Annotated in this window: 13 protein-coding genes; 6 read left to right on the top strand and 7 right to left on the bottom strand. The window is 55.0% G+C overall.

The features are described from left to right. On the bottom strand, positions 1–7,459 hold a 7,459-nt coding region (locus DXY16_RS14660), incomplete at its 3' end, for a hypothetical protein (protein ID WP_206749549.1). A gap of 178 nt (positions 7,460–7,637) precedes the next feature. Here DXY16_RS14660 and DXY16_RS05785 point away from each other — a divergent pair. Continuing rightward, positions 7,638–8,342, top strand: a complete 705-nt coding sequence (locus DXY16_RS05785; RefSeq protein ID WP_115120305.1) for a hypothetical protein — start codon at positions 7,638–7,640, stop codon at positions 8,340–8,342. Here the strand turns inward: DXY16_RS05785 and DXY16_RS05780 are convergent. After that, on the bottom strand, positions 8,315–8,701 hold the full coding sequence (locus DXY16_RS05780) for a DUF6447 family protein (RefSeq protein WP_244281576.1): 387 nt from the start codon (positions 8,699–8,701) through the stop codon (positions 8,315–8,317). The two genes, DXY16_RS05785 and DXY16_RS05780, sit on opposite strands and share 28 nt — an antisense overlap. Further along, entirely contained in the window at positions 8,638–9,531 is an 894-nt protein-coding gene (locus tag DXY16_RS05775; protein WP_244281575.1) for a phytanoyl-CoA dioxygenase family protein, read from the bottom strand. The genes DXY16_RS05780 and DXY16_RS05775 overlap by 64 nt, the downstream gene beginning before the upstream one ends. On the opposite strand from DXY16_RS05775, the gene DXY16_RS05770 reads away from it, so the two are divergent. After that, positions 9,524–11,557: a hypothetical protein gene (locus DXY16_RS05770; RefSeq protein WP_244281574.1), complete on the top strand. Its 2,034-nt coding sequence runs from the start codon at positions 9,524–9,526 to the stop codon at positions 11,555–11,557. The genes DXY16_RS05775 and DXY16_RS05770 overlap by 8 nt on opposite strands. Here DXY16_RS05770 and DXY16_RS05765 read toward each other — a convergent pair. Beyond that, on the bottom strand, positions 11,539–11,802 hold the full coding sequence (locus DXY16_RS05765; RefSeq protein ID WP_115120301.1) for a Nif11-like leader peptide family RiPP precursor: 264 nt from the start codon (positions 11,800–11,802) through the stop codon (positions 11,539–11,541). The two genes, DXY16_RS05770 and DXY16_RS05765, sit on opposite strands and share 19 nt — an antisense overlap. 65 nt (positions 11,803–11,867) lie before the next feature. On the opposite strand from DXY16_RS05765, the gene DXY16_RS05760 reads away from it, so the two are divergent. From DXY16_RS05760 to DXY16_RS05750, 3 genes are read left to right on the top strand one after another with little or no spacing between them, the layout of a single operon-like run. Beyond that, positions 11,868–12,845, top strand: a complete 978-nt coding sequence (locus DXY16_RS05760) for a glycosyltransferase family 2 protein (protein WP_244281573.1) — start codon at positions 11,868–11,870, stop codon at positions 12,843–12,845. A gap of 22 nt (positions 12,846–12,867) precedes the next feature. Beyond that, positions 12,868–14,229 carry a histidine--tRNA ligase gene (gene hisS / locus DXY16_RS05755; protein ID WP_115120299.1) on the top strand — a complete coding sequence of 454 codons (1,362 nt, stop codon included), beginning with the start codon at positions 12,868–12,870 and terminating at the stop codon, positions 14,227–14,229. After that, positions 14,226–15,107, top strand: coding sequence for a glycosyltransferase family A protein (locus tag DXY16_RS05750; protein WP_115120296.1), 882 nt, complete (start codon positions 14,226–14,228; stop codon positions 15,105–15,107). Before hisS ends, DXY16_RS05750 begins: the two co-directional genes overlap by 4 nt. A 169-nt stretch (positions 15,108–15,276) precedes the next feature. On the opposite strand, the gene DXY16_RS05745 is transcribed toward DXY16_RS05750, so the two are convergent. The 3 genes from DXY16_RS05745 to DXY16_RS05735 form a co-directional block, all read right to left on the bottom strand. Beyond that, the gene (locus DXY16_RS05745) at positions 15,277–16,263 is read right to left on the bottom strand and encodes a hypothetical protein (protein ID WP_137007037.1); all 987 of its coding nucleotides are present in this window, start codon (positions 16,261–16,263) and stop codon (positions 15,277–15,279) included. A 527-nt stretch (positions 16,264–16,790) separates the two neighbouring features. Next, entirely contained in the window at positions 16,791–17,276 is a 486-nt protein-coding gene (locus tag DXY16_RS05740; protein WP_115120292.1) for a dual specificity protein phosphatase family protein, read from the bottom strand. Next, positions 17,276–19,669, bottom strand: a complete 2,394-nt coding sequence (locus tag DXY16_RS05735; RefSeq protein ID WP_244281572.1) for a polysaccharide biosynthesis tyrosine autokinase — start codon at positions 19,667–19,669, stop codon at positions 17,276–17,278. Before DXY16_RS05735 ends, DXY16_RS05740 begins: the two co-directional genes overlap by 1 nt. 195 nt (positions 19,670–19,864) lie before the next feature. Between DXY16_RS05735 and DXY16_RS05730 the strand changes: the two genes are divergently transcribed. Continuing rightward, on the top strand, positions 19,865–20,929 hold the full coding sequence (locus tag DXY16_RS05730; RefSeq protein ID WP_115120323.1) for an SLBB domain-containing protein: 1,065 nt from the start codon (positions 19,865–19,867) through the stop codon (positions 20,927–20,929). Positions 20,930–21,060 lie beyond the last annotated feature (131 nt).

Genomic DNA, 21,060 nt, shown 5'->3' with positions numbered 1-21,060 from the left:
CGGAACCAGCGGAACCGCCACCACCACCCTCTCCACCTTTCGAGGCGGATCCACCGAAGGCAAAGGAAGAATTGGAGACCGATGTTTTGACGTTGCTGCCGATGATGGAACCACCAGCACCACCACCACCACCGACGGATTGGAGCAGAAGACCGTGGGCACCTGTGCCCTGGGTGGTCACTGTCAGTGGTTTCGGAACCAAGAAGGAGACCGCACCACCATCACCGCCACCACCGCCTTTGCCCCCAAACCCGAAGGTGGCAGAACCAGCGACGCTCACATTGCCGGAAACAGAAGCGGAATCCATCACAGACCCTCCAGCGCCGCCGCCGCCGCCTACCGACTGGGCTTTGAAACCAATAGATGCTTCTCCTGCGGTGCTGATCGATCCGGAGAGTGAGCCACTGACGTCGCCTGCCGAGCCGCCACCGCCACCTTCTCCGCCAACGCCGACAGAGATTCCAAAAGCAAACTTCGAGTTGGCACTACTAGCCGAAGCCGAGGCGTTGGAGGTGACGGAACCCCCGGCTCCACCACCACCACCAATCGACTGGATCAACACGCCATGCGATGAGTGACCTTTTGTGATGAACGTGCCATCAGCGAACATTTCGACATCGCCGCCATCGCCGCCATCACCACCGGTGCCTCCCATCCCAAAGGCCACAGACAAGTTGCCACCAGCAGAGCTGTTGTTGGTATTGGAGCCAATACCACCACCACCACCAAGGGACTGAATAAACAGCCCGGTGGCGTTATCACCGCTGGTTTGGATTCCAAGTGTTGCGATGTTTTCAGTACTGCCAAAGCTCACAGAGCCAGCCCGGCCACCCCCGCCGCCTTTGCCACCCACCGAAGCAGATGCGCCGAAGTTGAACGAGGAATTCGCTTTGGTGGTAACGGTGTTATCAGACTTGACTTCGCCGGCATTACCACCACCACCACCAAGACTCTGAACAGTGATGCCAGTGGAGGAATCCCCGGTAGTAACAACTGTGATGGGAGCTAGTGCACTGAACGTGACATTGCCTCCGTCACCGCCTGTGCCTCCGTCACCGCCAAGTGCGACTGACAAAGAGCCTGAGAATTTACCGCCGCCCCCTGCTGAAGATTTTGAGATGGTGGAACCACCAATGCCACCACCACCACCCACGGATTGCACATAGATACCGTCGGAGGCCTGGCCTCTGGTCGAGATGGTGCCCCCGAATCCAACCTTTACATCGCCGGCATCACCACCACCACCACCTTCACCGCCAGTTCCTAATGCAACTCCGAGGCTGAAGGTGGAATCCTGCTCCTTGGAATTGTCTGACTTTTGATCAGGAGCACTTGATTCGGCTTGGGAGATACTGCTACCGCCTGTTCCACCACCACCACCGATGGATTGAGCGATAAAACCGCGGGAATTGGCACCACGGGTATCGATGTTGGCAAGGGCGTTAACAATCACATTGCCGGCGTTACCGCCTGCTCCGCCTTGGGCTCCCAAGGCAAAGGCAACACTTACTGAACCACCTTTGTTTTCACTGCTTGCACCGCCGCCGGTACCTCCACCACCACCGACGGATTGGGCGAGGAATCCTTCTGAATTATGCCCAAATGTTGTGATTGTGATGTTCAGCGGATTGCTGGCATTGGTGCCAACAGTTACAAGGCCTGAATCTCCACCCGTTGCTCCTTTTCCGGATTTATTTATACCACCTCCAAACGTATATTTAGACTTGCTTTTATTAATGCTGTTGCTGCTTGAAGCACCACCGGAGCCGCCGCCGCCGCCAATCGACTGAGCAACAAAACCTTTTGATAACTCGCCATATGTAGTGATCGTTAGCCCATTACCTGTGCTGTCGGAGTTGACAGTGACATCACCTGAGACCCCGCCACTTCCGCCTTTCCCGCCGAGCCCAACTTCAGCACTGCCTTGGATGGATTTATCGCCTTTGAGTGAGGCTGTGGCTGATAATGATTCAGAGCTACCTCCTGCACCGCCACCACCACCGATGGATTGGGCAAAAAAGCCATAGGCAAAATCGCCATGGGTTTTAATCTTTCCTGAAACGTTCACAAGAACATTGCCAGATCGACCGCCTTCTCCTCCCTTCCCGCCGATATCTGCTCCCAAGGTGACAGGGCTTCCTTCTTTGGAAATTGATGCTGCGTAGCTGCTGCTGCTACCGCCGGTGCCGCCTCCACCTCCAACGGATTGCGCTAATACTCCATAGGAAAAATCACCACTGATGATGACACCGTTGGAGTCGACGTATCCAGTTGTGATATCGCTGTTGGATGTAACCGTCACATTGCCGCCACTGCTGCCGGCGCCACCGGTACCACCAAGATTGACTCTGCCACCAACGCTGGCAGATTTTCCAGTGCTAACAGTTCCTTGAAGGTTTAGAGAGCTGCCGCCCGAGCCTCCGCCTCCGCCGATGGATTGAGCAACAATTCCACTTGCATGGTCTCCAAAGGTTTGAATGGTTTGTGCTGTGTTGAAGACAGATACTGAACCTGCTGATCCGCCTGAGCCACCAGTACCTCCGATGTTCACTGCTGCATTGACTGATGTTTTATTGCCGCCACCAAGTTGCCCGTTGACAGTGCTTCCACCTGCTCCGCCACCGCCGCCAACTGATTGCGCAAAGATGCCATAAGCAAAGTCACCATAAATGTTGTCTTCTCCGTTTTCAACGTAATTTGTTCCAGTAAAAATATTTCCGCTATTGGTGATCGTAACGTCACCAGAATTTGCCCCGCTTGCTCCTTTGCCGCCAACGTTGGCGCCAACATTGGCAGCAACTCCGCTTTCGGAAGCAGCTAGTTGAGCATTGATGACACGGCCGCCTGAGCCGCCGCCACCGCCCAGTGATTGTGCATAAATGGCAGCACTGTTGTTGCCAATTGTTTTGATCTCTCCGGAGTTGGTGATGGTGACATCGCCAGAAGTTCCGCCTTCGCCTCCATTCCCTCCAAGGCTTACGCCAACGTTGGCGGCGGCGGTTCCGCTGGTCGAAAGTGCACCTTGAATTGATATAGCTTCTCCGCCTGAACCACCACCGCCACCGACGGACTGGGCGTAGATGCCGTAGGAGTTGTTGCCGTAAAGAGCCGAGAGACGATCGTCAGCGGTGCCGGTTGAAATCGAAGCTGTGTTGCTAACAGTCACGTTTCCGGCGCTACCGCCTTTCCCCGCACCGCCGCCTAAGTTCACACCAGCGCTGACAGCATTGCCGCCACCTGCACCCTGAAGATTTACGGTGCTTCCGCCTGAACCACCGCCGCCGCCGATGGATTGAGCAAGGAGTCCAGTGGCGAAATCTCCGAGTGTTTTGATCGATGCACCAGTGTTTGAAATGGTGACATTGCCTGCCGTATTGCCAGATCCAGCTCCTCCGCCAATGTTGACGCCTACGTTCACTGCTGCAGTTTTACCCGCGCTGACCTGAGCTGAAAGCGTGCTGCCACCGTCGCCGCCGCTACCGCCAATCGATTGGGCATAAATGCCGTAAGAATAGTTGCCAGTGAGCTCGAAGCTCGTAGTGTTGTCTGTGGTAACTAATTTAATGTTTCCGGTTTCAATATTAGCAGCATTGGTCACTTTTACGTTTCCGGATGTACCTCCATCGCCACCTTCTCCTCCAATATTTGCAGCCATGTTTACGGCAGCCGTTCCACCACCGCCGAGTTGAATGTTTGTCGCGCTACCTCCAGAACCACCGCTGCCTCCAAGAGATTGCACATAGATGCCCGCAGATGAGTCACCGATGGTTTGAATGCTGCTGCCAGAGTTTGAAATAGTGACATTTCCCGCTTTTGCACCCGTTCCAGCTTTCCCTCCAATCTGAGCGCCAGCATTGACTGCTGCGGTACCAGCAAGAGAAATGGAGCCTGATAAGGAATTGCCACCATTGCCACCACTTCCCCCTACTGATTGGGCAAAGATTGCAGCTGAGTTGCTACCTACTGTGCTCAGATTTGAGCTGTTGGTAACAGTGACATTTCCTCCGGATGCCCCAGCTCCTCCTGATCCGCCAATCGTCGCTCCAACGCTAACTGCCCCTGAGCTACCGCCTTGAAGACTCAAGGACATGGCTGATCCTCCGGTGCCACCACCACCGCCTAGTGACTGAGCAAAAATGGCAGAGGCATAACTCTTTCCAGAAGTCGTGATTGATTGACCTGTGGAAATCACAGTGACATCTGATCCCGTGCCGCCTGACCCGCCTTGGCCACCGATTGTGGCTGTGGCGGTTACCCCAGCACTGCCACCCAGGGCGACACTTCCGCTAATAGAACTACCACCACTTCCACCACCACCGCCTAGCGATTGGGCAAAGATGCCATAAGACAAGAAACCTTCAGTTTTAATTGAGCTGGCTGAATTGACAGTGACGGAGCCAGCGCTTCCACCACCACCTCCATTGCCACCGACGGCGGCTGATGCAGTCACACCAGCTGTACCGCCGATGCTCCCCTGAAGGCTGAAGGTTCCTCCTCCTGAACCGCCGCCGCCGCCAATCGATTGCGCCAGGATGCCTGCGGATTGGTCGCCTTTGGTAATAATCTGACCGCCGGTGGTGGTCACACTGACAGGACCCGAGTTGCCGCCATCACCACCCTTGCCTCCGACACTGCCACCAAGAGTGACGCCAGCTGTTCCTCCTCCCCCTATTTGGGCGTTGACAGTTGAGCCACCCTGGCCACCACCACCACCGATGGATTGAGCAAAGATGCCTTGTGACAAGTTGCCCAATGTCAGGATTTGATCTTCTGGTCTCAAATTGGCTGTAACGCTGACCGAACCGCCTTGTCCGCCTCCACCAGCTTTTCCGCCAACAGCAAAGTTGGCGCTAACACCAGCAACACCACCTGCCGCGAGACTGATGGTTGTTGAGGATCCTCCAGCTCCACCACCGCCACCAAGTGATTGCGCAAGGATTCCGGGGGAGTAGTCGACTGGTTTGTCTTTTGCGTTTGCGAGTCCGGTCTGGATCGAACCGTCGCTATAGCTGAGTTCGACGGAACGACCATCTCCCCCGCCCCCACCGATGCCGCCCACTGCAACTGCTGAGCCAATACTTGCGACTGGGTTGATGGACGCTGCTCCACTAACGGTTGAGCCGCCCGATCCGCCTCCACCACCGATGGATTGAATCAAGATTCCCGGAGAATATCCTTGGTTGGTGGTGATATTTCCTGAAATATCACCGATTGCTTGACCCCCAGATCCGCCTGCAGCTCCATCGCCACCAATGCCCACGCTTGCCGATACACCAAGTGAGGCAGTCATTGATATCGTGCTGCCGCCTGCTCCACCACCTCCACCAATGCTGGTGATACTGACGCCAGGTGAATTTTCAGCCTCTGTTGTAATGCTGCCTGAGAAGGTGGCTGAGGCTCTGTTGCCTTGACCCCCACCAGCTCCTTTGCCACCAACTGATGTAGTCACTGCAATTCCCCCAGCAGCTGCGCCGGCAGCAGATCCACCTGAGCCACCACCACCACCGATGCTCACCACATTTAGGCCAGGAGATTGATATCCCTTTGTCCTGATATTTCCAGCAGCAACGACATCCACAGTGCCTGCGTTTGCGCCTGTACCACCGTCGCCGCCGACGTTGACAGAAACGCTAACGACAGAAGGGCCAGACGCACTCTTTGTGCTGCCGCCTGATCCACCACCACCGCCAATACTTGTTGCAGTAATACCTGGTGAGTACTTGCCAGTTGTCGTGATATCTGCATTGAAGGGATTACCACTCTCGCCAACTTTCACAGTGCCGCCCAAGCCCCCAGATCCACCTTTGCCTCCAATGGTCAAGTTCACACTGATCAATCCACCGCCACCGCCAGCGCTGTTGGCACTGCCGCCATTGCCACCCCCACCACCAATTGCTTGCACGAGTAGGCCAGGGGAGCTCACTCCACTTGTGCTGATAGTGACTGCATTTGAACCCGTTGGTGAATTGACAACTGCGGTGCCGCCAACTCCACCACCACCACCATCTCCTCCAACAGCCACGCTGATGTCGCCTGCGGAATTGGCGTCGCCACCATTACCACCACCGCCACCAATTGACTGCACAATCACACCAGGTGCGTAGTCCTGGAAAGTGGTGATAGATCCTCCACTCAAGTTTGCGGTTGCTAAGGCTCCGTTTCCACCTGGACCCCCTTTGGCGCCGAACGTGATGAAGCCAGAATTGGTACCTGCACTTCCGCCACCACCGCCAATGCTTTGAACAAGGATTCCCGAAGAAAGTGATCCTTTCTCCTCAGAGCCCGTGGTGATACTTCCCCCTGAGAAATTGATAGTCGCATTTCCGGCATTGCCACCAGCTCCTGCTTCTGATGACGTCCCGAGGGTGATTGCAGAAATATTGCTGCCGATCGCACCACCACCACCACCGATGGATTGAACGATGATGCCTTGAGAGTTGTCTCCGCTGGTATTAATCGTGCCTGCCGACATGGAGGCCTCGGCTGACCCCCCGTCACCGCCCTTACCACCTTTGGAACCTCCAAGGTTGACTAGAGAAATTTGGCCAGGGACTGAACCACCACCACCACCAACGCTTTGGGCGTTGATGCCAGGCATATTGTTTCCGACTGTCGTAATTGAGCCGCTATTGCTGGCCTGAACACTGCCAGCAGCGCCGCCCGAGCCACCAAGGCCGCCCCAGGTGACGATCACCCCCCCTGTTCCTGCCTGACCACCCTGGCCACCAACAGATTGAACAAGGATGCCGGCGCCGCCCGCCCCGCCACTGTTGGACACGCTAATGGTGCCGGCATTGCTACCGGTTGCGAGGCCTGAAACGCCTCCAGTTCCTCCAGCTCCTCCTGAGCCGAAGGTACCGCTACCTCCGTTGCCTGCAGTGCCACCTGTGTTTTGAGACAACACGCCAATGGCGGCAGCGTTGGTGCCGCCGGAGCGGTTTGTGACAGAGACACTGGCACCACTTTCAATGGTGATGCTTGCTTTTTGGTTAACGGAGCTACCGCCTGCTCCACCAGCTCCACCACTTGCCAGGCCTGCACCTGCTCCGTCACCTCCCTCTCCGGAGACGGCGGATGCTTGAACACCTGCAACAGTGCTATTGCTTGAAGTGTTGATCGAGACGGAACCACCGCTCGCGAAGGTGACTTGAACATTGCCGGGGGAGCCTCCTGTGCCCCCGTTTCCACCGTTGCCAACCGAACCGCCACCGGTACCGCCCTTTCCACCAAAAGATTTTGACCCAACTTGTGAGCTATTCGACCCTGTAACGGTCTGGGTGATGTTGGGCCCCTGACCACCCGTTCCACCCGTGCGTCCCGTGGTGCTCCATGGGTCATAGCTTGGTTGCTGGCCTGGTTGACCAGTTCCTTGGAGTAGGGGCTGCGCAGGTGGTGAGTTGTATGACCCAGACGGCACGGTCTGGGTTTGGGCAAGCACACTCGTCGTTCGTCCTGCCATCAGCAAGAAGGCAGGTAGCAGAGCTATTGCAGACGAGGTGCGACGTTTCACATGACACAGCAAGCCGGTAAAGGCTAGTTACGCTCATCTTTGGCGACAACTGTTTTTTGCTCATTTGCAGCCAGTTGTGATGACTGGTCGATATCACTGCTTGAATCCCCTTATCTGTGCATCTGACATGGCAAATCGCTCGTTCGCAATCGCCTTCGTTCTGGCATGTGCGTCTTTGTTCGCTCCCTGCGCGAGGGCTCTCGAGCCTGATGCTGTCGATGCCAAATTTCAAACTGTCACTGTGTTGACACCCGTGACAGAAGCAGGAGAGCTGAAGCCGCTCAAGCAGGCCGGCATGGTTGCATTTTTTTCGACCCTCGCTGCTGATCTCTTTGCTCAGCAGTGGCGTCAGCGCACAGGTGAAACAGGTGAGTTTCGTGTTGCTCCGTTGGCGTTGACGCAATTTGAGGCTGCCTTTCTGAAAGCTAGGGAAAGCGATTCAAGCTTGACCAAGGCTTATGTGCCAGACCCAGCCCAAATCCCCGCTGTTGTAGGTCTGCAGCTGCAGCAAGGGGTTGAGCTGGAGCAGGCTCGCAGCCTGGCTCAACAGCAGCCCTATGTGATCTGTCCAGACCCTTTGGTGCGGATCACCCAAACGCAAGATGGCAAGTCGTCCACCATTGTTCCTTGCGCTTTCACATTCACATCGATGGCTCTGTTGGTGAATCGAAGCAACCAGGAAGCTCAATCACCAACTGTTCTCAAGGCCTATTCACTTCAGGAAATGGTCCAGTTCCTCACCGAACAGTCCGGTGAGGATGCACGCAATCTCACGATCGCTTCGCCGATCGCTCAACCTGCCGATCAGGCAGCCTCTGATTCCTCGGATTGATTGTTTTCCACTTCTGAAATTGGCTCAATTCCTGCTGCTTGGATGATCTGGCCAATGGCGGCGGTTAGCGTTTGTTGTGCAGCCGAAAGCTGACGCATGCGGAAACGATGCTCGTTCAGTTCATTTTCAGATCGGATCAGATCGTTCAGTGCATTGATCGCTTCCGCAGGCAGAGCGTTCATGGCATAAACACGACCATCAAGGGTGAGGGTTTGTTGGTCTTCGTTCGTGACCTGATCCTGGCTCGCAGTCTCTTCTTGGTTCTGATCTTCCATGTGAGAGGGCATAAAGTCGCTCATGTGTTCTCTGCAGAGAAACGATCGGTTGAGTGTATGGGCAATGTCCGATTTGGGCAGCATCGGATCCAAGGATTGTGATGGCTGGGAACGGGATCACCTTCCATCAGTCCTTGGAAACAAGACTGATGCAGTCCTTGCCGGAGCAGTTGTACCTGACTGCGCAGAGAGGATGGAGCATGGCCCATGGATGGAGACAGGCTCAGAGTGCCTTCACCGCAGCCGTAGACCGCTACGAATGCCAGGCGGTCGACGTCTGCATGGTGGCCTTCGCTCCCGTGCAGGGTCCAGCCATCGTGGTAACTGCAGTCACCCGGTTGCAGTCCCAGGGTGCTGATGTGTTGCCAGTCCTCCCGTAGCCAGGATTGTTGGTAGCCATGAAAGCTGTCGATTGCACTGCCGCCTTGGAGAAGATGGCAACTGGGATGTGGCGGTTGCCAGTATTCGAGTGGTGAATCGCTTTGGTTGAGAATTGGTGTGATTGGGATCCAGAGAGTCAGGAAGTCACAGCCTTCAACAGGAATAAATAGAGCATCCTGATGCCAGGGGGTGTGCTCACTGCCAGGCGGTTTGAAATAGGTCTGATCGCGCAGCAACCAGATTTTGTCGCTGTTGAGGAGATCGGCGGCCAGTTGGGCCGGTTCTTCTTCCAGCAGCCAGCATTCCAGTTCTGGACTCTGTCTCCACAGATTTTCGCGAAAATCCCAATGTTGGCCGTACTCCAAAACGCTGGTCTCCAGCCCTGAGGTGCTCGCGTTGTTGTTCTCTTTTTCTGAAGGTGCAGCCAGCAGTGCAGCGACTCTGTTGATCTTTTCTTGGCCGCAAAAGCGATGGGCGATGCCCTGAAGGCCACCGCAGGCTGAGGGGATAGGGGTGGCCCGGGGCATGGGCATGGCCCTCTTCGGTGGTGGCTGTCATCATGTCGCCCTTGGGGTGGAGTTGTGCATGCGTCCGAGCTGGGACACGTTCTGGACCAATGACTCCTTGATCGAGACGATGCTGGCCCCATTGGCTCCATCAGCTGTGCAGCGTCAGTTTCTGCAGGGCCTTACCCCTGTCGATGCACCTGCGATTGGGCTGGAGCTCTCGAGTCGCGGTTTGCGTCGGCGTCCGCACATTGCGGTATGGCTATTGAGCGGTCGTTTGCAGCGTTGGTCCGCTTTGCTGCAGCCGCTCGTTCGTGCTGATGGCACGTTTGCCTCAGGGCTCGCGGTGGAGGATCTCCAGCCGTTCATTCAGTCGCAGGATCTGTTTGATCGGGAAACCTGGCTTGAATACACCCAGCCACTGCGGCGCCAGGGCGGTCAGCCCTTTTTATTGTTTCGCCACACACGCCGGCCTCTCAGGCTTGACGAGTTGCGCCATCAGTTGGAAGCCCTGCATGGCCGATTGGGCTCACGCTTGCAGCAGCGTCTGCCGTTGCCCTCCGATGCCTGGTGGCAGGCACTTCAGCAGATCCCACAGGCTGGGGCTGATCAGCTAGGGATCGATCTCGATCCCTTACAGGGTGGTTGGCGCTTTCTCTTTGGGGTGACGGACCCTCAGGCTTTGCTGGCTGCGCTTGGATTCGAGCCGCCTCTAGGGGCTGGTTTGGAAGCATTCCCGCTGGCATTGGCTCTCGATAGTCGTCGTGTGGTTGCAGACCGCTACTGCCTGGAGGTGTTTCCGCGCTATCGCCAGGACCACACAATCATTGGCTACCCCGGCGAGATCCCAGCCGATGTTGATCAATGGCCGGCCTGGACTCCCCATCCAGCCTTGATTCCGCCGGCACGTCTCAAGGCGCTCATGCAAGCCACCGTGCATGTGCCCTCGGTGGCGTATAGCTCGCAGCAGCTCGCTCTACGCGGTGGGCTCAGTCACCAGAAGCTGGTGGTGGAAGAGGGGCAGCTTGTCGATCACAAGGCCTATCTGGGCGTCATGGTGACAGCTGCGAAGGCAACGCAAGCGGCATCGGTTGCTGCGCCAGAAGGGGCTAGAGAAGGTTCACCCGTCGACCATGCCATCCAGTGGCTGAGCCAGGCGGCCGATGGATGGTTGGGTTTTGCACTCAGCCCTGGGCATTCAGATCAGTGGGTGCCGCTGGCTTGCCTCACCTTGCTCGCACAATGGCGGGATGAGCCGCAGCTCATGGCGGCTTACGCCAGGCAGCGCGAAGCATTGGAGCCCTTGCTGCAAGCTCCTCAGCCTGTTGGCTATAGCCGACTTACACCAGCTGATCTCGACAGCTCCATTTGGTTGCGCCGCTGCCTGCTATCTCTTCAACGACCGTCATCGGCTTCACTGGATCGTTTTCTGGCATCAGGCTGGAGCCGTGATGTCGGCATCAGTACTTACTCAGATCCGCAGCTGATCGCGGCATTTATCGAGCGACAGCCTGCAGAGATGACGGGGTGGTGTGCTCCCCATGACTGTGTGCTGATCAACTGGGCTGCCGATCCCAGCATGCCTAAATCCGGTGCTGCCTTACAGCATTTACGTGATCGTTTAAATGAGGGCCGATTTCGCAGTTATTGGTGGCCTCTTGATGGCTTGATTTTAAGTCTGATGCCTCGGGGGAGCTTGCCCAGGAGTGTGGTGCAGGGCTGTCTCCAACAGTCATTGCCCCCGGCTGTGGAGAGGGTCTTGCCGCCGTTGTATGCGGAGCGCTTCCAGGCCTTAAACCGCGGCTTGTTGCTGATGCGGCACGGAACGATTGCTGAACAGCAGCAGGGAAACGCCCTAATGGCAACTCTGATTCGTCGTCCGGAGGATTTTCGTGATCTGTTGGTGATGCAGCTGCCGCAACCGGACCAGTTGGACCCCGATGCAGACGTGCAGTGGCTCTGGAAGGGGCGGATGGAAGGCAGCTTGGCTCCCGACCCTGAGGGCTATCTGGCAGCGGCGCTGTTCCTGGCGACTCAAGTGCGTTCTAAATAGGCCTGGAAATCGTTCATGTCGAATAGGTCGTCCAGGCCCCCTTCGACAAGTAGATCCAGCTCGTCGTCACTCATGGCCAGGATCTGCTCGGCTTGCGCACGCAAAAGATCGGCTGCTCTGAGCTGAAAACCCTTGTCGGCGGCGAGTTTTAGCACCCCTTGGAGATCGAGCTGGCTGAGCTGCTCTTGCAGATCGGGATTCTGATCCACTGTGGCGAGGAAGGTCTCCAGATCCTGAAGGGCCATGCTGTTACAGGCAGAGGCAATGATGAAGATCCTGGCATCGCTTCTGCAAAATCCCCATAGGATCAGTGAGCTTTGGCAATGATCGCGTGCATATCCATTTTCTGATTCCCTGTTACGGCGGTCAGATTTCGGAAGTCACCTTCACCAGTTTTGTGAGATTTATTGCTAGAGCTCCGCAGTTGGGTCTGGAGTGGAGCCTGGACACGCTGGTGAATGAAAGCCTGATTCCAAGGGGGCGAAATGCCCTGGTCGCAAGGGCAATGCATAATCCCCGTGCGACCCATCTGATGTTTCTGGATGCGGATATCGGCTTTGATCCTGAATACATCTTGATGCTGCTTCAAGAAGATGTTGATGTGATCGGTGGTGGTTACCCCAAGAAAAGTTTGCCAATCGATTATGTGATCAATCCGATCACGGATGGAGAGGCTGATGATGGCAAGGCAGAAGTTGAACGCATTGGCACCGGTTTCCTCTTGCTGAAGCGGGAGGTGTTCAGTCGCATGGCCGAGGCAATGCCCGAATTGAAATACACCGACGATTGTGGATTGGATCCCTCGATCAATGAATACCTTCACGCCTTCTTTGAGTGCGGGTTGTTTGGTGAAAAGGTGTTTATGAGCGAAGACTGGCTGTTTTGTAATCGCTGGCGTGCGCTGGGGGGGCGAATTTTTATTTCCAAGCGTTTCGCCCTCACCCATGTGGGCAGCTACGCCTTCTCGGAAGCCTCTCAGGCCGATCTGCTCACCCGTCTCAGTGCTCAGCTCACGGCGGCCCCAGCCGCGACAGCGACGACGTCACCGTTGAGTGCTCCTTCTGCCTCTACGTCCACTTCATCGGTTTCCGTGCTGGATGGAGCTGTCGCTGCTGTCTCTGCACAGCCAGTCGGTAAGAGCAGCCCAGCCAAGCCTGCGGTAGCCAAGACGCCAGCATCCAAGATGGCCAAGGCCAAACCCGCAGCGAAAACTGCCAAAGCCAAGCCTGCGGCAAAACCAAGCCGATCGCCCCGGCGCAGGCCAGCGGACAGCTCCCCGGCAAACTGACTGCGGTGATTTCTCCGTGTCGATGACGCAACTGCAAAGCCTGCGCGGCATGGTCGATCTGCTTCCTGAGCAGACTTGCCGCTGGCAGGCGGTTGAATCCTTGGCTCGTCAGCATTTTCAGCGCTGGGGTTGCCGAGAGGTCCGAACCCCGATGCTGGAGGTCACCGAGTTGTTCGCTCGTGGAATCGGCGAAGCCACCGACGTTGTCGGCAAGGAGATGTACACCTTTCAGGATCGTGGAGACCGGTCCTGCACCTTGCGGCCCGAGGGGACGGCCTCAGTGGTGCGCGCTGCGCTGCAGCACGGATTACTTGCGCAGGGATCGCAGCGCCTTTGGTATAGCGGGCCGATGTTTCGTTATGAGCGGCCCCAGGCCGGCCGGCAGCGCCAGTTCCATCAGATCGGTGTGGAATGGCTTGGTGTGACCTCAGCGTTCAGCGATGCAGAAGTGATCGCCCTCGCCTGGGATCTGCTTGCTGATCTGGGCGTCGATGGTCTGGCTCTTGAGATCAACACGCTCGGTACGCCAGATGATCGCCAGGTCTATCGCAGTCGCCTTGTCTCGTGGTTAGAGCAGCGGCAGGAGTTGTTGGATGCTGATTCGCAGCAACGGCTGAGCACCAACCCTCTGCGTATTCTTGACAGCAAGCATCCCCAGACTCGCGAGCTACTCCAGGACGCTCCGATGTTGGAGCAGAGCCTCGCTGCTGACAGTCTTAGTCGCCATCAGGCAGTGCTCAAGGCGCTTGATGATCTCTCGATCCCTTACGCCGTGAATCCCCGCCTGGTGCGTGGTCTCGATTACTACGGTCACACAGCGTTCGAGATCACCAGCGATCAACTTGGTGCTCAGGCCACCGTCTGCGGTGGTGGTCGTTACGACGGTCTGGTTCAGCAGCTTGGCGGTGATCCCACCCCGGCCATTGGCTGGGCCTTGGGGATGGAACGGTTGCTCTTGGTACTGGAGGCTGCGGCAACCGCTAACCCCAGCGGTCGTGCAGCTCGCCTCGTGAAGGAGGCTTCACCTGATGTGTATTTGGTGAACCGGGGAGAGCAGGCCCAACGCCAAGCCCTCGTCCTCTGCAGGCAGTTGCGATTAGCTGGCTTGGCCGTACAGCGCGATGAATCAGGCTCGGCCTTTGCAAAGCAGTTCAAGCGAGCCGACCGCAGTGGCGCCGCCTTTGCCCTGGTGATTGGTGAGGAAGAGGCCGAACGCAGTGTGGTGCGGCTTAAAGCACTGACGTCAGCTGTGCCGGATGCCGGGGACGCTCAACAGCAGGATTGGAGCCTCAACGATCTCGGGCTGCTGGTCGAGGCTCTTCAAAACGGCGCTAAACCTGGTGCAGGTGGTAAGGATGCAGGAGTGAGCAGGAGGAGGGGATGACAGCTCTCAGCAACGTTTCCAATCTTGCCCCTCGCGGCTCAGCGATGGCTCCACGTGGTGCAGCGGTGATCACTCCCTATTACGAGGAATCGCTTGCTGTGCTGGAGCGCTGTCATCGCAGCTGCCAGGAGCAGGAGGGAGATTGGCCACTTCGACATGTGATGGTCGCGGATGGCCATCCACGACCTGAGCTGGCTGGTTGGGATGTCGATCACATCACCTTGCCCAAGGCTCATGCTGATAACGGCAACACCCCTCGCTGTCTCGGGGCGATTTCGGCGATCAATCAAGGCTACTGGCCAATTCTGTTTCTCGACGCTGACAACTGGTTCAGGCCATGGCACTTAAAGACGATGGTGTCACTGCACCATCGCCATCCCAATGCGGATGTTCTGGCAATGGGAAGGCAGTGTGCGCTTCCCGACGGCACTGAGATTCCCGGGATGGCGGACGAAGACTATGCCCTTCGTCATGTTGATACCTCCTGCTACGTCTTTTACCCCTCCGGTTTCCGTGTCTTGCCTCTTTGGGGGATGATGCCGCCGTACTTGGGGCCTGTTTGTGATCGCTTTATTCGTGAAGCGATCACAAATCATGGACTAGTCATGGCAGGGACCAATGTTCCTAGTGTTGTGTTTACAGCCCACTACAGCTGGGCTTATGAGGCAGTAGGACGTCCAGTACCTGATGACGTTCACGATATCGATTGGTTTGTGATAGAAGGGCATTTTGATCAGTCCGAGATTTTTAATCGGACCGGCGTGCATTCCTCTCTTGCTATCTCGCCACCCTGTGTCGGGGCTGTAGGCACGATCCAACAGGGTTCCAGTATTAGCGGACCCATTCTTGCGAAGGCTCACACACCTAAGGATCTTTGACCATCGATGTTTGTCCTCCGCTCTCTTGAATTGCTGAATGACGGTGATTCGGCTGACTTCAGCTATTGATGCGATTGCCAACTAGATAAGGATGTCGTTCTGGTTGAGTCGATCAAGTCAATCAATAGAGTGTAGTCAAATGTCTCTGCCCTCTTTGAAGGATTAGTCTTCAAAAATTAACACTTGCTTGCACCATCCAGCGCAATTGGTTGAAGCTCATGATTTCGTTATTTTCCACAACGTGAATGCCAGCCGTCATGCGCAGAGGAAGATCGTTAGTGAGATTCGTTGATATCCCTAGTGTGGCCCGACTGATTGCATACTCTACGAAAGTGCTCCATCTCTCGTTGAATACAAGGCTGACGGAGCCAATCGCTCCCCAGCAAAGGTTTTCATCGATTTGGGCGACCTTGCGGTTCTTTTCTACTGGTCTGCATGTGAAGTTGAAGGGCTCATCGCGATCGGTAAGCGAGGCAAAGCGTCCGGTTCCAAAGCCTCCATTGGCGATGAACAGAGGATAGTTAGAGCCCTTGTCGCCAAGCCACCAACCGTTAGACGCCATTAGATAGAGGTTGCGGCCCGTATCCGTGTTGTCATCCCATTGGATGACTTGCTCGCCGCCAAAGGCTATGCCGCCTGTATCTCCGATCGCGCGCGCAATTCGAAAACCGGAACTGATGCCGTCCTCAATTCCTGTACTGCCTCCAGGGATCTCGGGGTCGTGTTGGAGGCTTCGGAAGGAGGTGTTCAGTGCCACACTCCAGTTGCGCGTCTGAAGGATGTTGGCATGAACGATTGCCCAGCCATCCAAATCGCCGGAATCGCGAGATGGGATGAAGGCATCATCGGAGTTGCGGCCATCTTGGTAGTCGTAGCCAAGGATGGAGGCATCGCCGAACCAGCGTTGACTCCATCGGAGGCCATTTGGGACGCGGATGCTGAGATCGGGCCCCAAAGTTCCATCACTGAAGGCAATCGAGCGATTCAAGGATTGCAGCTTCGGAGGCTTGGGGGAAGAAAGGCCTGCGTACGCTTCACTCTTGTTGTCAGTGCTGCTGGTATGTACTCTCTTATCAGTTAAGTCATCGTTTCCGGCGATGCGATTCGATTCTCGTAAAATGACACTTGGTTTTTGTTGGCAGATGCCAGTTCCCAAGTTAGTTTCTGCTTGGGGCGCGAATTGCTCTCGTTTTTGTCATCCATTGCAGTTCTACTAGATACGTTGTTGGTTGAAACGCGTTGCTAAATGATTGAGGTTTGGCTGGTCTCCTGTCATAGCATGAGCTGCAAGAATAAGTATTTCTTTCCACGTTTGACAGTGTATGTTTTGGTTCGTCTCTGTAAGGAGCGGTCATTCTGCTTGTGAAGAGTCCATTGTTTGCTTTCTGTTCTTAGCATTATTAGTTCCCAGCTCAAAGGGAATTGCCCTTTAATTCATTTGCCTGATGTGGGACAGCCCTCAAGGCTTCGATGCCTGTTGGCATTTTAATACTCATCGTGGAATAATGGCTTTATGCAATCGCACTATGTGTTGATCAGTTGTTTGATCCTGAACGAAGCTAAGCCAGTCTTCTTTTAGGGTATGCTCGATATTTTCTTTCAGTCTTGGAGGGTTTGGTAAGGTCCTTGTGCTTTGACTGAAGAACAACAAGCAAGTATCGCCTTAATGGATGCCTGGCTTGCTCATTGGGGGAGATTATTTTTTTCGAATTGCAGGATTCGTAGTAGAGCAAGCTGTCCGGGCAAAGGATTGGTTCCAGGATGGACTTGCATGAGATAATCGAGGGCTGTTTCGGGGCTAAGGCATTGCTTACAGACCAGCCAGCCTAGGCATACCAGTGGTGAGCGTTCCATTGCTGCAACGCAATGAACGAATACTGTTCCGTGTTGCTGTTGTAGCTCTTCCAACAGACTGAGGGCCTCAATGAGTTCGCTGAGTTCTGGCATGCGACCACTTCGGTGATCGGGAAGCACAAGACGCTTGCATGAGAACTTGTTCTCAAGTCCAGAGGGTGGTGGAGCCTCATCAAGGCTGCAGAGGCTCAATATGGCTTTGACACCTTCTTCTTCCAAGCGTGCTAAGTGCCGCTCGGCTCTTGGAGCAGGGCCAATAGCCAGCTCATTAACAAGCACCCAGTCGATCCTAAAGTGTGAAGGTTGAGATGCCATTATCTGCCGTCAAGCCAGCGCATCATTTGCCCGCAGCGTTGGCGCACTTTGCCCTTCCAAGTGGTATTAGCTTCTTGAGGAGCGATTCTTGATGAGGAATCGTCGTCGTTCGCATAATGCGCATAAGTTGCAGGCGTTTGGAACTTTGCATAGCTGTCGCTATATCCATACTGATACGCAGACCCATAGTTTCCATATCCATACGCTTCGGAGCCATCCATTCCACTATTGATGGAATTGGTGATTAGGCCTAAAAGTGGTACCCCGCTGGTGCGAATACGCGCAATGGCTTCTTTTGGCAGGCTGCGGTCTACACGGCCTAAGCTCACCAGCAGCATCAAGCCGTCACAATGTTCAGACACCAAGGCAGCATCGGCCAGGCCTAATACCGGTGGGGTGTCGAAGAGAATGAGGTCGAACTGGCCACTTTCTTTTAGGTCCTGTACTAATTGATGCATGCGCTTTGAACTCATTAGGCGTGCTGGATCGGGTGGCCGCCGACCAGCAGTGATGACCGACCAGCCTTCATAAGTATCCACCTTTTGTACGACTTTCTGCCAATCATTAGATTCACCGGTCAACAGATTGGAGAGGCCCATGAGGTTGTTGAGTCCAAGACGGCTGTGCATTTGTGGTTTACGTAATTCGGCATCTACCAGCAATATCCGTTGCCCCATTTCTGCAAGGGTTTTGGCCAACAACACATTCACAAGTGATTTGCCTTCTGCAGGTTGAGAGCTGGTGAGGGCGATGGCCTTCAAGGGTGTGTCGCTGTTGAGGAAGCGAATGGAGGTAAACAGGTTCCGGAATGCTTCTTGATAGAAAAAGCGTTGATAGATTTGTTGACGTCGTGACTCTGAATCTGTGGTCTCAAGTGTGTTTGCATCACTTGAGACTGAGCGATCAAGTTCTTCGAGTAGAAAACGTTTGTTTTCTCTTACCCCTTCGAAAAACTGTACATGGGGCACATGGCCTAATAAAGGTAAACCCAAATCGTCCTTCACTTCTTCGGGTTTGCGGAAGACATGATCGAAACGTTCTCGCAGCAGAGCTGCTCCAGCACCAGAGATCAGACCGATCAACACTCCCAGGGCCATGTTGCGGGGCACCGAGGGTTTGATCGGTTCAGGATTGATTTCTGGAGGAGAAAGTACCCGCCATGGCACAGAGCGCTGAGCCATTTCCAGTTGAAATTTTTCGCGTGCTTTCACGAGCCCTGACAGGTTTGCCTTGGCAATGTTGAGATCCTGTTGCAGAGCTTCGTATTCTTGGATTAAGGCGGGTTGCTTGAGAAAGCGACTTTCCAGCTGTTCTTGCTGGCGATTGGCAGTATCTAGCCGCCCCGCGTTCAGCTTTAAAGCAGCATCAACGGCTTCGAGCTGGTTTTTGCGGAGCAGTGGCTGGAGTTGGTTGAGGCGCGATTCCAGGCTTCGCACCATCGCAGAGTTGCGCTGATATTTGGAACGTGCTTCGGCGAGTTCGCTTTCCACCTTGAGAGTTTGCTGTAGCAGGGTTTGGTCAGCATCAGTTACTGATAAGCCTTGAGTTTGGCCGCTGCTTGCATTGCTACTGCCGGTGCTAACGGCTTCCTGAAAGCTTCGCGCGCTGAGGTTGCCCGCGGCAATTTCTGCTCGCACTCTGGAAAGCCTGTTGCGTTCGGACTTTATGTTCATTACAACTGTTTCAAGAGCAATCTGGCGTTCTTTGAGAGCTCCTCCTTCAACGCTTGGCTCAAGTTGGGAGTGACGTTCGCGGAAAGAGGCAAGCTTTCCTTGGAGCTCGGAAGTTTTGTTTTCTAGAGAAGGAGCCTGCTTGTTGAGGAACTCCAGGCCATCTGACAGTCGTTGCTGGCGTTGTTGTAAGGCCGCCTGAAGGTAAACTTCACTGACAGCCTCAAGTAGCTTCGAATCCTCATTGGGCTTGCGTCCTATGAGGCTCACGTTGAGAACGCCTTTGGCCTCATTGCGTTTTTCTCCTCCAGTGGTAATCGAAATGCGCTCATTCAATTCTCCGGCGGTCAGGCCGAATTGCTTGGCGACTGGTGATAGCAGCAGTGGGCTTTGAAGCACCTCAATAAGGGTGGGGATGTCATTCCTCGTCGTGTTGAGCGCCAGATCCTCAAAGACCGCGCCGCTTGCTCCAGTGGCAGTGCTGGGAGCCCGACCATCACTGCTGATTGGATCGGTGATCAGCAATGAAAAAGAACCCTGATAGACAGGCCGGAAGAGGCGCTGGTAGCAAGTCATCAACGCAGCCAGCACGATGATGGATCCGGCGGTTACGCCAACAAGCTTTTTCCGTCTGACCAGTGCCTGCCAAAGCTCGCGCAGATCAACGTCATTGTTGTCATTGCCTTGCTTTAGGGGCTGTCCAGTCGTGCCTAAATCACGCACGTGCACCGTCTGAATTTCAGGACCTGGCCCCGAGGGCGAAGTGCCCGGTCGTGGGATCAGACTCGACATTCACAAAGCATTCGGAACGCGAACTGTACAGGGTTCAAACCCTTTTGACTAAAGGCATGAAAGCCTCGAAGTGTTGTGGTTGCTGCTGTTGCCGTGAATCGAGCGAGTCGCTTGAGTCTTGCCTTGATGCTGCTTGTGTCTGGTCCGTTTGGATTGGCGGCTAGTGGGCAAGAGGTTGTGTTGCCTAACGTTCCTCCCGAGAGGGAGCTGCAAGCCCAATATCCATCTCTGCAAGATGACGTTTACATCATCGGTCCTGGCGATCTTCTTGAGCTCAAGCTGTTCGGTGCTCCGGATCTCTCAGGGACGTTAGAAGTTTTGAACGACGGCAGCGTGTCCTTACCATTAGTGGGGAGTGTGCGTCTGAGTGGTCTCACGATTCAGCAGGCCAGTCTTTGGGCACAACAGCTGCTTGGAGATCAACTTTTACGGCCTGAGCTTCAGCTGCTCATTGTCAAGCCAAGGCCTATTCGCGTGACAGTGGTGGGGGCTGTGGAGCGACCTGGTTTGTATTCACTTACCACGAGGGAAACCACCCAAACTGAAGGCGCTCCCGCTTTGAGTATGAGCGGTCTACCAACGGTGGTGGATGCGATACAAAAGGCAGGTGGAATCTCCCAGCAGGCAAATTTGAGAGTGGTTCAGCTGCAGAGACGATTGCCCGGCACACCGTTTCGTTACAAACGCACGCATCTAAACTTGCTCGATCTAGTGCTGAAGGGAGATCAGCAGCAAAATCCTTTTCTTTTTGATGGAGACATGATCCGGTTGGATCGCGCTGAGGAACCGCCATCCGAAGCAATTGAGCTGGCGGCTGCTAACCTTTCGCCAAAGATGATCGAAGTGAATTTGATTGGCGAGGTGAATAGTCCTGGTCGTCTTGAGTTAATGGCAAATACACCACTTGTACAAGCAATATTAGCAGCTGGGGGCTTGAAAGACTGGAGGGCGAATGGTGGCAATGTTGAGTTGGTGCGGATCAATCGAAATGGTACCGCCACTCTAAAGCGCTTCCGTTTCGACATGAGTCAAGGCGTTTCTAATGCTTCTAACCCCCCGCTTCGGCAGGGAGACACAGTGCGTGTTGGACGAAGTCTTATGGCTAAAGGTAGTGATGCGATTGGGGCGGTGAGCCAACCGCTCACTGGCCTTGTAACAATTTGGACGTTGTTAGACCTGGTGAATCGTTAAAGCTGGGCTAAAAAGCGCTTATTTCCCGTAGGCTTAAAATCAGTCAGCTTATCCGGGCTATTATGATGAAGTAGTTAGGCTAAAATGAGGCCTCGCCTCATTCCTGTTGCTGCTATGTTGAATTGACATGC

It is taken from the genome of Synechococcus sp. UW105, assembly GCF_900473935.1.
Lineage (GTDB): Bacteria > Cyanobacteriota > Cyanobacteriia > PCC-6307 > Cyanobiaceae > Synechococcus_C.
This window is presented reverse-complemented; position numbering and strand designations above follow the sequence as displayed.